We start from the raw sequence: 11,954 nt of genomic DNA, 5'->3' as shown, positions 1-11,954 counted from the left end.
AGCAAGCAAAGTCTAAGTTAAATCAAGTATTGGACGGCACATATTCGAGCCTGCGACTCTCGTCGACACCCCCACCGGACTCCGCACGGGCACCACCGCCCCGGGCCGGATCTCCGTCGACGACGCCGGATCGAAAGGACCGCCCATGTCCGCAGCGGCATCGGCTACTCACCCGGGCAGCTCCCCCTCCGGAACCCGCAACGATCCCAGGAAGGCCGCCGTCTCGGGCTTCCTGGGAAGCACCCTCGAGTACTACGACTTCTTCATCTACGGCTCGGCCGCCGCGCTGGTGTTCGGCAAGGTGTTCTTCCCGGACGCCGGGGCCACCGGCGCCCTCATGTCCATCGCCACGCTGGGCGTGGCCTATGTCGCCCGCCCGCTCGGCGCGTTGCTGTTCGGACACTTCGGTGACCGGCTCGGCCGCCGCAACACCTTGATGTGCACCCTGCTGCTGATGGGCGGCTCCACCTTCCTCATCGGCTGCCTGCCCGGCTACCGGCAGATCGGCGTCGCCGCGCCGCTCCTCCTGGTCGGGCTGCGACTGCTCCAGGGACTCTCCGCCGGCGGAGAGTCCCCCGGCGCCAGCTCCCTGACCGTCGAGCACGCCCCCGACCGGCACCGGGCGTTCTACACCAGCTTCACCATGAGCGGGATCATGTTCGGGATCGTGGTCTCGAGCCTGGTGTTCATCCCGATCGCCGCCCTGCCCGAGGACCAGCTCATCAGCTGGGGCTGGCGCATCCCGTTCTGGCTGAGCATCGTGGTCACCGCTGTCGCCTACTTCCTGCGCCGCTCGCTGCACGAGCCCGAGGTCTTCGCCGAACTGCGGGAGAGCGCCGAGACCGCCAAGGCACCCGTCGTCGAGCTGTTCCGCCACCACTGGGCGACCTTGCTGCGGGTCGCGGTCTGTGCGTCCTTCGCCATGGTCAACACGATGGTCAACGTCTTCGCCCTCGCCTACGCCACCGAGGTGGCCGGCATCTCCAAGCCCACCATGCTGACGGTCATCTCGGTCTCCAACGGGGTCGCCGTGCTCACCCAGCCCGTCTACGGCATCATCGCCGACCGGATCGGACGCAAACCCGTCTTCGTCACCGGTCTGATCGGCGTGGGCGCCATGGTGTTCGTCTTCTTCCACGCCATCGGCACGCGGAACGTCCCATGGATCTACGCCTCGTGCGTGCTGCTGATCGGCCTGTGTTACGCCGCTCCCAACGGTGTCTACCCGGCCTACTTCCCCGAACAGTTCCCGGCCCGGGTCCGCTACAGCGGCATGGCCATCGGGCTGATGGTCGGCCTGCTCGCGGCGGGCTTCACCCCGCTGCTCGCCACCGCCATCACCGCGGGTGACCAGGCGAACTGGACGCCGGTGGGGTGGCTGTGCGCCGGCTTCACCCTCGCCTCGGCCATCGCCGCGCTGACCGGCCCGGAAACCCACCGCACGCCCACCGCACTGCTCGGCGAACCCCGCCCCGCGGGGCTCGCCGCGACCGGGCCGGGCCCGCGGGCCGACGCCTCCGAGGCACGCTGATGGGGTCGGCACTGCGCGCGGGCGTGATCGGATGCGGAAACGTCGCCGGCAACCACGCCGCCGCCTACCGCGATCTGCCCGGTGTGGAACTGGTGGCGTGCGGTGACATCGACCCGACCCGCGCCGCCCGGTTCGCCGGACGGTACGGGGCCGGCGCCGGCACTCCTGACGACCTCTTCGCACTGGGCCTGGACCTGGTCAGCGTCTGTACCCCGCACCCCACGCACGAGGCCGTCGTCACCCAGGCCGCCGCACACGGAGTACATGTGCTGTGCGAGAAACCGATCGCCACCGAACTCGGCGCGGCCGCCCGGATGGTGGCCGCGTGCGAGGCGGCCGGAGTGACCCTCGGAGTGGCGTTCCAGCGGCGGTTCTGGCCCGCCGCCCGGCGCATCCGGACCGCGATCGACGACGGCACCCTGGGCGTCCCGGTCCTCGGGCACACCTCGGTCCTGCTGCACCGCGACACCTCGTACTACACGGCCGACGCCTGGCGCGGGACCTGGGCGAGTGACGGCGGCGGGGTCCTGATGACCCAGGCCATCCACAACATCGACCTGCTCCAGTGGTACATGGGCGAAGCGGTCGAGGTGAGCTGCGCACACGCCGCGTTCCGGCACGGCGAGGCGATCGAGGTCGAGGACACCGCCGTCGCGACCGTGCGGTTCGCCTCCGGTGGCCTGGCCACGCTCGCCGCGTCCACGGCGCTCACCCCCGGCCTGGGCACCCGGGTGCTGGTCTCGGGCCGCACCGGGGCGAGTGCGGGACTCGCCGAGTACCCGGAGGGCAGCGAGGCACGGATCGACGTATGGGCCGTCCCCGGCGCCGGGACAGCGGCATCGCCCTTCGGCACCGGCCTGATCGCGGATCCCCCGCTGTCCCGGATCAACGGCGCTCTCGCCCCCTTCCACGCGCTGCTGATCGCGGAGTTCGCCGACGCCGTCCGAGGCGGCCGCGAACCCGCCGTCACCGGACGCGAGGCCGCGAAGTCCCTCGCGATCCTCACCGCCTGCTACGCCTCGGCCGCCGCCGGCCGACCTGAGCCTGTCCCCACCCTGGACGAGGAGATCACCCCATGTCCCCCATCGGACTCGCCCACCTGACCCTGCTGCGGCTCAGCCCGCCGGAACTCGTCAGCACCGCGGCGGCGGCCGGGTACGACTTCGTCGGCATCCGGGTCAACGCGGCCACCGAGGGCGAACGCCAGTACCCCATGGAGCCCGGCTCGCCGATGTCCCGCGAGACACTCCAGCGCCTCGACGACACCGGCTTGCGGGTGCGCGACGTGGAGTTCCTGACCTTGGGCCCGGACACCGTCCCGGCCCACTGGCGGCCCGCCCTCGACGCCGGCGCCGCCCTCGGCGCCCGCACGATCAGCGTCGCCGGCGCCGACCCGGACCGGCGGCGCCTGACCGACACCCTCGCCGCGCTGACCGCCGACGCCACGGCCGTCGGCATCCGGCCCACCCTCGAACCCATCAGCTACCAGCCGGTGCGCACCATCGCCGAGGCCGCCGACATCGCCTCGGCCGCCGGGGCGGCCGTGCTCCTCGACGCCCTGCACCTCCAGCGCGGCGGCAACTCGGTCGACGACATCCGTGCCCTGAAGCCCCACCTCATCCCGTGCCTGCAACTGTGCGACGGCCCGCTGGACGTACCCGAACACCTCGATCTCCCCGACCGGCTTCCGCTCGGGATGACGGCCGACGGCTCGGTCCTCCAGATCGAAGCCCGGGTGCGGCGGCAGCTGATCGGCGAAGGGCAACTGCCGCTGACGGAGCTGATCGCCGCGGCCCCCGCCGGAACACCTCTGAGCATCGAGGTCCCCCACGCCGCGCTGCAATCCCGCCTCACCCCGCTGGAGTACGCACGGCGCAACCTCCAGGGCCTGCGGACCGTCCTGGCCGCGGTGAGCGCCCGTGCCTGAGACGACCCCCCACAGGAGGGAACCGATCCATGACTGAGACAGGCCGGAACTGGACCCGCGAGGTCGACCTCCTCGTCCTCGGTTCCGGCGCGGGCGGCATGGGCGCCGCGGTCGTCGGCGCCCAGGAGGGACTGTCCGTGCTGGTGCTGGAGAAGACCGAGTGGCTCGGCGGTACCACCGCCTACTCCGCCGGAACGTGCTGGATCCCCGGGCACCGCTACCAGAGCGACCCGGCCGCGGACACCACGGCCGCGAGCCGCTACCTGGACGCCCTGGTCGGCGACCGGGCCCCCCGCGAACTGCGCGAGGCCTACCTGGCACACGGACCCGCCATGATCGACTACCTGGACCGCATCGGCGTGGGGTTCTGGCACTCCAAGACCGTCGTGGACTACCACCCCGAGATCGCCGGTGCCGGTACCGGACGCGCCCTGGAACCCCACACCTTCGACGGCCGCAAGCTCGGCAGAACCCGCTTCGGCAGGATCCGCCGCCCGGTGCCGGAGTTCGCGCTCTTCCACGGGACGCTCATGGTCCGCCGCCCCGAGGTCAACCAGCTCCTGACCGTCTTCGACGGATCGGTGCGCGGCATGGCCGTCGCCGCCCGGCTCGGCGCCCGCTGGGCCGCGGACCGCCTTCAGTACCCGCGCGGCACCCGGCTGGCCATGGGGAACGCACTCGTGGCGAATCTCTACCACACACTCCTGCAACGCTCCGGCGACGTGTGGTTCACCGCGCGCACCACGGAGCTCGTCACCGACCGCACCGGCCGCGTCGTGGGCGCGGTCGTCTCGCACCGCGGCCGCACGGTGCGGGTGGCCGCCCGCCGTGGTGTCGTGCTGGCCGCCGGGGGATTCTCCGCCAGCCCGCGCCTGCGTGCCCAGTACCTGCCGCGGCCCACCCCGCAGTTCACCCGCGCCGGGGAGGGCGCCACCGGCGACACCCTCGACCTCGCCCGCGCCGTCGGCGGCGCGCTGGGCGAGCCGAGGGACGACAACGCCCTGTGGTTCCCCAGCTCCATCGGCCGCCGCCCGGACGGTTCCACCGCGGTCTTCCCGCACATCTGGGACCGGGCCAAGCCCGGCATCGTCGCCGTCAACGCCGCCGGCCGCCGGTTCGTCGACGAGTCGGTGTCCTACCACCGGTTCACCCGCGCGATGTTCGACTCGCACACGTCCGTGCCGACCATCCCGGCCTGGCTCGTCATCGACTCCGCCGGCCTGGCCGCGTACGGGCTCGGCATGATCCGCCCGCATCTGCCCAAGGCCAGACTCAAGCGGTACGCCGACGCCGGATACCTGTACACCGGCCGCACGGTCCGGGAACTCGCGGCCGCCATCGGTGTCGACCCCGGCGGTCTGGAACGCACCGTCTCCGACCACAACCGCTTCGCCCGCACCGGCGTCGACGAGGAGTTCGGCAAGGGACGCAGCCCCTTCGGCCACCAGTACGGCGATCCGACCCATACCCCCAATGTCAACCTCGGCCCCATCGAGCGGGCGCCCTTCCACGCGGTCGCCGTCGTCCCGACCCCGCTGGCCACCGCGCTGGGGCTGCGGACCAATCCCGACGCCCAGGTCCTCGACGACCACGGCGAACCGGTCCCCGGGCTCTACGCCTGCGGCAACGACGCGAACTCCATCATGGCGTCGGAGTACCCCGGAGCGGGCTGCCAGGTCGGCGCGGGCCTGACCTTCGGGTACCTGGCGGCCCGCCACGCCGCCCGCGCCACGAGCCCGGAGGGATGAGGACACGGCCCCCTCCGGCTCGCCCCCCCATCCACAGCGGCAACCCCACGAACACAACGATCGAGAACGGGAGAGGAACCCGTCCCATGGCCACCTTCGCAGTCACCTACACCTACGCCGAGGACTCGGCCCGTGCCCGGGACCAGCACCGGCCCGAGCACAAGAGTTTCCTGGAAAGCCAGGTCGACGCCGGGCGCCTGCGCGTCTCCGGCCCCTTCGGTCCGGACGGCACGCCCGGCGCGCTGCTGGTCTTCCGGGCCGAGTCGGCCGATGAGCTCGCCACTCTGCTGGACCAGGACCCCTTCCACCGGGAGGGTCTGATCGCCGAGCGCACCATCCGGGACTGGCAGATCTTCTTCGGCGGTGTGCGGTGAACCCCACCACGAGCGCGGCCACCGCGGTCGAGGCGGCCGGTGCCGCCGCCGGACCGCGACGTACCGTGCGGCGACGCACCATGCGGGCCGCCTGCACGGTCGCCAAGGAGACGATCCGCTACGAGGAGCGTCCGGTCCCGGTCCCCGCGCCGGACCAGGCGCTGGTACGCGTGGAGACGGTCACCCTCTGCGGCACGGATCTGCACATCTGGGAGGACGACTACGCCACCGAACTGCCCATGGTGCAGGGCCACGAGTTCTGCGGTGTGATCGAGGAACTCCCCGCTCCGCACCCCGGCCTGGCGGTCGGCGACCGGGTGGCCGTGTCCCCGATCCTCGCCTGCGGCAGCTGTCACGCCTGCTCCATCGGCCGCACCAACGCCTGCGACCGGATGTCCGTGTACGGCTGCTACGACGTGCCGGGCGCGCTCACCGAGCTGATGGCCATCCCCGTCGCCAAGCTCTTCCCCGCCCCCAAGGCCCTGCCCGCTCGCCTCGCCTCCCTGTGTGAACCGACCAGCATCGCGATGCAGGCCGTCAACCGGGCCCGCCCCGTCGCCGGGGAGCAGGCGCTGGTGCTGGGCAGTGGTCCGATCGGGCTGCTGTGCACGCTGTACCTCACCTCGCTCGGCGTCGAGGTGGTCGCCGCCGACACGGTGCCGGAACGCTGTGCGTTCGCCCGCGAGTTCGGCGCGGTGGACACCGTACTGATCGACACCGCCGCGCCGTTCCCCGAACCGCACCAGGCCGAGCTGCTGACCACGTGGACCGGCGGGCACGGACCCTCGCTGGTCTTCGAGGCCACCGGTGTGCCCAGCTCACTGAACAACGCCCTGCGGGCGGTGGCCACCGCGGGCCGCGTGGTCGCCGTCGGCATCTCCGACCGCGAGGTCACCTTCTCCATGCGCACCGTGCCGGTGAAGGACATCGACCTGATCGGCAGCCGTAACAGCCAGGAGCTGATCGGTGAGGCCGCCGAACTGCTCTCCCGGCACACCCGGCAGGCGGCGTCGCTGATCACCCATCGCTTCCCGTTCGACCAGGCCGGTGCGGCGTTCGAGACGATGCGCTCCCGCACCGAACTGGTCGGCAAGGTCGCCATCGACATGCCGGGCGCCGCCTCATGATCACCACCCCGCTCACGGAGCTGCGCGATCACTACGACGTCGCCGTCATCGGCAGCGGCGCGGCCGGCCTGGTGGCGGCCGCGCGTGCCGCGGGGGCGGGCCTGTCCGTACTCGTCCTGGAGAAGGCCGAACGGCTGGGCGGTACCTCGGCGGTCGGTGGCGGTGTCATGTGGGCGCCGTGCAACCACCTGATGGAAAAGGCCGGTTACCCGGACAGCCGCGAGGCGGCGGCGCGTTATCTTCGGGCCGCTACCGAGGGCCGGATGACCGACGCCGAGATCCACTGGTACCTCACCACATCGGCCGCCGCCGTCCGCTACCTCGACGCGTGCACGGAAGTCCGTCTGACCCCGCTCGCCCGCCCCGACTACCACCCGGAATGGGACGGCGCGGCCACCGGACGCGGCCTGGACAACGATCCGTTCGACCCGGCCCCCTACCCGGGGCTCGCCGAGGCCCTGCGCCCGCCCACCTACTTCCCGCCGATCAGCATGAACGAGCGGGACGCCCTCAAAGGCGCCCCCGTCGACCCGGAACTGCTCGCCCAGCGCGGGCGGTCCGGTGTGCGCACCATGGGCGGCGCCCTCGTGGGGCGGCTGGTGGTCACGGCCCTCAGGCGCGGTGTGACGCTCGCCGCACCGGCGCGGGTCACCGGTCTGGAGCGCGGTGACACCGGATGGCGGGTGTCGGTATCCGACGGCGCGGCGCGGGTGGCGGCCGGCCGGGTCGTCCTCGCCTCCGGCGGCTTCGAGTGGAACCCACGGCTACGCGCCGCCTACCTGCCCTTCCCGGTCACCCCGATCAGCGCACCCAGCAACGAGGGCGACGGGCTGCTGCTGGGACTGGCCGCGGGGGCCGCGGTCGCCGACATGACCGCCGTATGGGGCGTACCGGTGATCACCGCTCCCACCCAGCGGTACGACGGTCTGCCGTCGGGCCGTATGGGCAACGTGGAGCTGACGCTGCCCGGCTCGGTCACGGTCAACTCCCAGGGCCGGCGGTTCGTCAACGAAGCCACCAACTACCACGACCTCAACCGGGTCTTCGGCAACACCGACCCGCGCAGCGGCCGCAGCGCCAACGCCCGGGCGTGGCTTGTCTTCGACCAGTCCTACCTGAACACGTACCCGATCGCCGGCTCCACCCCGGGTACGCCCGAGACGTGGATGGTCTCCGCCGGCACCCCCGCCGACCTGGCCCGCGCCTGCGGCATCGACCCGGACGGTCTGATACGGACCCTGCGGCGCTTCAACGCGGACGCCCGCGTCGGCGTCGACACCGAATTCGGGCGCGGCGCCAGCGAACAGGACCGGCATCTGGGCGACCCGGCCCACACCCCCAACCCCTGTCTGGCACCGGTGGAGAAGGCCCCGTTCTACGCCGTGCCCGTCCACGCCGGTGTGCTCGGCACCGCGGGCGGCCTGCGCACCGACCTCGACGGGCGGGTACTGGACCACCACGGCGCACCGATCGCCGGGCTGTACGCGGCCGGGAACTGCTCGGCGACCGTCTTCCACGACGCCTATCCGGGCGGTGGCGCCACCCTGGGCTCGGCCATCACCCGCGGCTTCGCCGTCGGCGAGCACCTCGCGGCCACGGTGAGCGCTTCCGCATGACGCCCTCGGGGGTGCCCGCCGCCGCCCCACCGCTGGAGGACAGGGTCAGGGCGCGACGGTGGGTGCGGGTGGGGTCCAGCGGCGGGTGCGGGGCACGGTGCCGGCGACGCCGTAGTCCTTCTTGAGGTGTTCGGGGATGGCGTAGTGCATGACGCGTCCACGGGTGAGGGAGGACAGTTCGAAGACGGTGGTGAGGTGGCCGAGGCGGTCCAGCGCCCAGGCGCCGAGGGGAGAGCGGTCCTCGATGGTCTCCAGCACACCGAGGAGGTGGGGGGCGGCCTTGACGACGCTGTCCCATGGGCCGCTGGGGACCTGGAGCCAGTCGGCGCAGGTGTCGCCGATGAGGTAGCGGATGAGCGCGGAGACGATCGGGTCGAAGAAGGTGCCGGGGACGACCTCCTCGTAGAGGTCGATGAGCTGCCGGGTCAGGTGCGCGCCCTCGTCGGAGGGGCCCATGTACCGGATCATGTACGCGTCGAGGAACCGGCGGGCTTCCTCGAGGGTCTTGGGGACCGCGTCCTGGTCGACGCCGAGCATGGCGCCGACCACGCGCCAGGCGTAGTAGTAGGCCTCCGCGCCCTCGGTGGACAGGTGGATGCCGAGGCGGTGCAGGCTGTCGAGGACGAGCAGGGAGAAGAACATCTGCCCGCCGATCATGTCCTCTTGGCAGATCGGTGTCCCGAGCGCCTCGCTGTCCCAGCGGTTCTCGCGCTTGAGGTGGTGGCGGATGGAGGCGTGCAGCAGGCGGACCTTCTGGGCGGCGGGGACGAACCGGCTGCCGGCCTCGAAGGCGTCGGGCCGCATCAGGTAGACGGTGAACTGGCCGGTCTCCGCCATCCGCTTGGACGGGTACTTCAGCGAGTGGGTGGCCGACAACAGCTTCGCCACGCGGGGAACCAGGTAGCAGGCGGGCATGGAGGCGAAGGACAGCGCGGTGGAGATGTGCACGTTGTTGTCGATGAAGAACAGCCGTGCTTTCTCCATCTCCCCCCAGTCCACCCAGGCGGGCGGGACGCTGGTCGCCTCAAGGTACGCGCGGGCCACCTCCGGCAGCCCGTCGGGCAGGGGGGCGCCGACGGTGGAGACGTAGCGCATCAGCGTGTTGAACGTGCCGACTTCCCCGCGTTCGAAGAGCGTGGCGACGGTGGCGTCGGCCAGTTCGTCACCGGCCTGGCGCAGAGCGTCCAGCGACGTCTCGGTGTAGGTCATGGCAGTGCTCCTTGTGTGCCGGCCGGAAAGCAGGTCAGTACTGGCGAACCGTGGCCGAGTGCGCCAGGGCGTGCAGGGCTTCGGCCGAGGGCGCGGGCAGGTGCAGCGTGTCCAGCGCGGCGAGTGCCGCGTCGACCCGTTCGCCGATCATCACCTCGACGCGGTCCGGCGCCTTCAGGCGGCGCATCAGCTCCCGTACCGTGTCGAGGCACTCCCCGTCCGGGTCCGGACGCCCGAGCAGGGCACGCAGCCGCTCACGCTCGGTGTCGTCGGCCAGGCGCCACGTCTCCGCCAGCAGCGCGGTGGGGCGGTGGCCGCGCAGGTCATCCGCGGCGGACTTGCCGGTGAGCCGCTCGTCGCCGAACAGTCCGAGGAGATCGTCCCGCAGCTGGAACGCCTCCCCCAGCGGCACACCGTAGCCGGAGTAGCCCGCGCACAGCCGGTCCCCGGCCCCGGCCAGGGCGCCGCCGATCAGCAGCGGCTGCTCGACGGTGTACTTGGCGGTCTTGTAGCGCACCACCTTCAGCGAAGCCGCCACGTCGGGGGTGCCCGCGGTGTGCAGGATCTCCAGGCACTCACCGGCGATCAGCTCCCGTGCCAGGGTCCCCCACAGCGGGCGTGCCCGGCCGAGGTACGCGGCGGGCAGACCGCTGGTCGCGAACAGCTGTCCCGCGAGCGACATCAGCAGGTCGCCCACGAGCATCGCCAGCGCCTGTCCGGTGTGCGCGGCCCGGGGCCGACCGGCCACGGCGGACCGCAATGCCATGTGGACGGTGGGCCGGCCACGCCGGAGCGGGCTGTCGTCGATCAGGTCGTCATGGACCACCGCCGCGGCGTGCACCAGCTCCATCGAGGCCGCCGCCCGCACCATGGCGTCACTGTCCGGCTGCCCGGCCGCCCGCCAGCCCCAGTAGCAGAACGCCGCCCGCAGCCGCTTGCCTGCCACCACCGCCGCCCGCAGCTGATCGGCGACCGGATCGAGGGCCGCGTCGATGGCTGCCAGCCGGTCGGCTTCCGCCCCCACGAACCGCCACAGCACGCCGTCGACACGGTCCTTGAACGTCGACGCGTCCCCCCGGTCAGGCGCCATCGCCCGCCTGCCGGGCCAGGACATGCTGAGCCAGCACCTCGAGGTGGGCCGGCGGCACAGCCGCATACCGGTCCAGAGCCAGGCGCCCGCGCGCCATCAGATCCCGCTCGGCGTCCGCGGCCAGCTGCGCGGTGTCCGAACGGCGCAACAACCCGCGCACCGCTCCCACGGCCGAACCCAGAGTGCTCACGGCCACATCGGCAAGACCCGCCACCAGCAACACCGCCTGCTCGTCCAGGTCCCCACGGCGTCCGGTATCCCCAGCCACGCCTTCTCCCCTCACCCCTCGGGGGCGTCGCCGGTCGCGCGCCCCCTCTTCAGCATCGTCTCGCGGGGAGCGAGAGAACGACGGAACTCACGAACGGGTGATCACACGAACACATGCGCGTGTCCGGCGGATTGCAACTCCGGCGCAGGACCCGCACTCGCCGGTGGCCGGGGTTCAGGTCCTGCGCCTTCCTCGCTTCAGTTCGATCGTGTCAGCTGCCGGTGGACCGGACCGTGCTCATGATCTTCTTGATCTCGGCGTCCGTCAGCGCGTTCGGCACCCCTTGGTCCGCGTAGATCACCCAGCCGTGCATGGTGCCGTCGGGGAGCTTCTGCGCGATGCTGTGCACGACGGCCTTCGGCGGGACGCATGAGCTGGGGCGGTTGGTGACGGTCACCTGGGCGGTCGCGGTGTAGCCGTCGATGCCACCCTGCTTCCACGGCTTGGCCTGACTGACCTCGATCTCGGGCTTGTGGTCCGCACCGCCGTACGCGGCGAAGCCCCAGTTGCCCGCCCAGTTACGCGCGTTCTCCTGGAGGGTGCCGTCCTTGCCGCCGCCCGTGGTGCCGACGGTGGCCAGCTGGCCCTTGCCCGCCTCGCCGAATGCCTTCGGGTTGGGACTCGACGCGCAGCCGCCCTCGCGGTAGTTGGCGGCCGCGGTCATGACGACGATCGGCCGGCCGTCCTTGTCCGTGTAGGAGAGGGCCGTGTCCTCGCCGAGGACCTTCCACTTGGCGGCCTTGGCGGGCACGTCGTAGCGGAAGTGGTGCTTCTGCGCGGTCTGCGTCTGCCATCCCGCGACCGACGGCTGATCGCCCGAGGGGCTCGCCGGGGCGGAGGACGCAGAGGACGGGGATGACGCCGCCGAGGGCGACTTCGACCCCGCGGCGCTGGTGTCGTTGTCCGTGGCATCGCCGGTGTCGTCGTTGCACCCGCTCAGGACGACGGCCAGGCCGATGCCGATGGCCGCGATCAGGGTCTGCTTCTTCCGTCGGGACGGTATCCGGGTGGACTGCTGGTGCTGAGCGGTGCGCTCGAAGATCATTGGCTGAGACATGACCGGC

11 protein-coding genes are annotated in these 11,954 nt (G+C 72.0%); 7 read left to right on the top strand and 4 right to left on the bottom strand.

The window, feature by feature from the left end; all coding sequences use genetic code 11:
- Positions 1 to 145: 145 nt before the first annotated feature.
- From N6H00_RS37770 to N6H00_RS37740, 7 genes are all read left to right on the top strand, one after another.
- Positions 146 to 1,531 carry an MFS transporter gene (locus tag N6H00_RS37770; protein ID WP_268976402.1) on the top strand — a complete coding sequence of 462 codons (1,386 nt, stop codon included), beginning with the start codon at positions 146 to 148 and terminating at the stop codon, positions 1,529 to 1,531.
- Positions 1,531 to 2,634 carry a Gfo/Idh/MocA family protein gene (locus N6H00_RS37765; protein ID WP_268976401.1) on the top strand — a complete coding sequence of 368 codons (1,104 nt, stop codon included), beginning with the start codon at positions 1,531 to 1,533 and terminating at the stop codon, positions 2,632 to 2,634. Before N6H00_RS37770 ends, N6H00_RS37765 begins: the two co-directional genes overlap by 1 nt.
- Positions 2,607 to 3,458 (top strand): TIM barrel protein, encoded by an 852-nt coding sequence (locus tag N6H00_RS37760; protein WP_268976400.1) that lies wholly within the window; start codon positions 2,607 to 2,609, stop codon positions 3,456 to 3,458. The genes N6H00_RS37765 and N6H00_RS37760 overlap by 28 nt, the downstream gene beginning before the upstream one ends.
- Positions 3,459 to 3,487: 29 nt before the next feature.
- A complete protein-coding gene (locus N6H00_RS37755; protein ID WP_268976399.1) occupies positions 3,488 to 5,206 on the top strand; it encodes an FAD-binding protein in 1,719 nt (572 codons plus the stop codon).
- Between the two features lie 86 nt (positions 5,207 to 5,292).
- On the top strand, positions 5,293 to 5,580 hold the full coding sequence (locus tag N6H00_RS37750; protein WP_268976398.1) for a YciI family protein: 288 nt from the start codon (positions 5,293 to 5,295) through the stop codon (positions 5,578 to 5,580).
- Positions 5,577 to 6,707, top strand: a complete 1,131-nt coding sequence (locus tag N6H00_RS37745) for a zinc-dependent alcohol dehydrogenase (RefSeq protein WP_268976397.1) — start codon at positions 5,577 to 5,579, stop codon at positions 6,705 to 6,707. The genes N6H00_RS37750 and N6H00_RS37745 overlap by 4 nt, the downstream gene beginning before the upstream one ends.
- Complete coding sequence (locus tag N6H00_RS37740; protein ID WP_268976396.1) at positions 6,704 to 8,323, top strand: FAD-dependent oxidoreductase; 1,620 nt, start codon at positions 6,704 to 6,706, stop codon at positions 8,321 to 8,323. The genes N6H00_RS37745 and N6H00_RS37740 overlap by 4 nt, the downstream gene beginning before the upstream one ends.
- 45 nt (positions 8,324 to 8,368) lie before the next feature.
- On the opposite strand, the gene N6H00_RS37735 is transcribed toward N6H00_RS37740, so the two are convergent.
- The 4 genes from N6H00_RS37735 to N6H00_RS37720 all read right to left on the bottom strand — a co-directional run bounded on the left by N6H00_RS37735 (position 8,369) and on the right by N6H00_RS37720 (position 11,947).
- Positions 8,369 to 9,532 (bottom strand): oxygenase MpaB family protein, encoded by a 1,164-nt coding sequence (locus tag N6H00_RS37735; RefSeq protein WP_268976395.1) that lies wholly within the window; start codon positions 9,530 to 9,532, stop codon positions 8,369 to 8,371.
- A gap of 34 nt (positions 9,533 to 9,566) precedes the next feature.
- Positions 9,567 to 10,622: a polyprenyl synthetase family protein gene (locus N6H00_RS37730; RefSeq protein ID WP_268976394.1), complete on the bottom strand. Its 1,056-nt coding sequence runs from the start codon at positions 10,620 to 10,622 to the stop codon at positions 9,567 to 9,569.
- Positions 10,612 to 10,890 (bottom strand): polyprenyl synthetase, encoded by a 279-nt coding sequence (locus N6H00_RS37725; RefSeq protein WP_268976393.1) that lies wholly within the window; start codon positions 10,888 to 10,890, stop codon positions 10,612 to 10,614. The genes N6H00_RS37730 and N6H00_RS37725 overlap by 11 nt, the downstream gene beginning before the upstream one ends.
- A gap of 211 nt (positions 10,891 to 11,101) precedes the next feature.
- Entirely contained in the window at positions 11,102 to 11,947 is an 846-nt protein-coding gene (locus tag N6H00_RS37720) for a hypothetical protein (RefSeq protein ID WP_268976392.1), read from the bottom strand.
- Positions 11,948 to 11,954: the final 7 nt, after the last annotated feature.

Origin of the sequence: Streptomyces sp. S465, assembly GCF_026898115.1 — a bacterium.
GTDB lineage: Bacteria > Actinomycetota > Actinomycetes > Streptomycetales > Streptomycetaceae > Streptomyces > Streptomyces luomodiensis.
The sequence above is the reverse complement of the archived record's forward strand: the minus strand, read 5'-3'. Positions and strand labels throughout refer to the sequence as shown.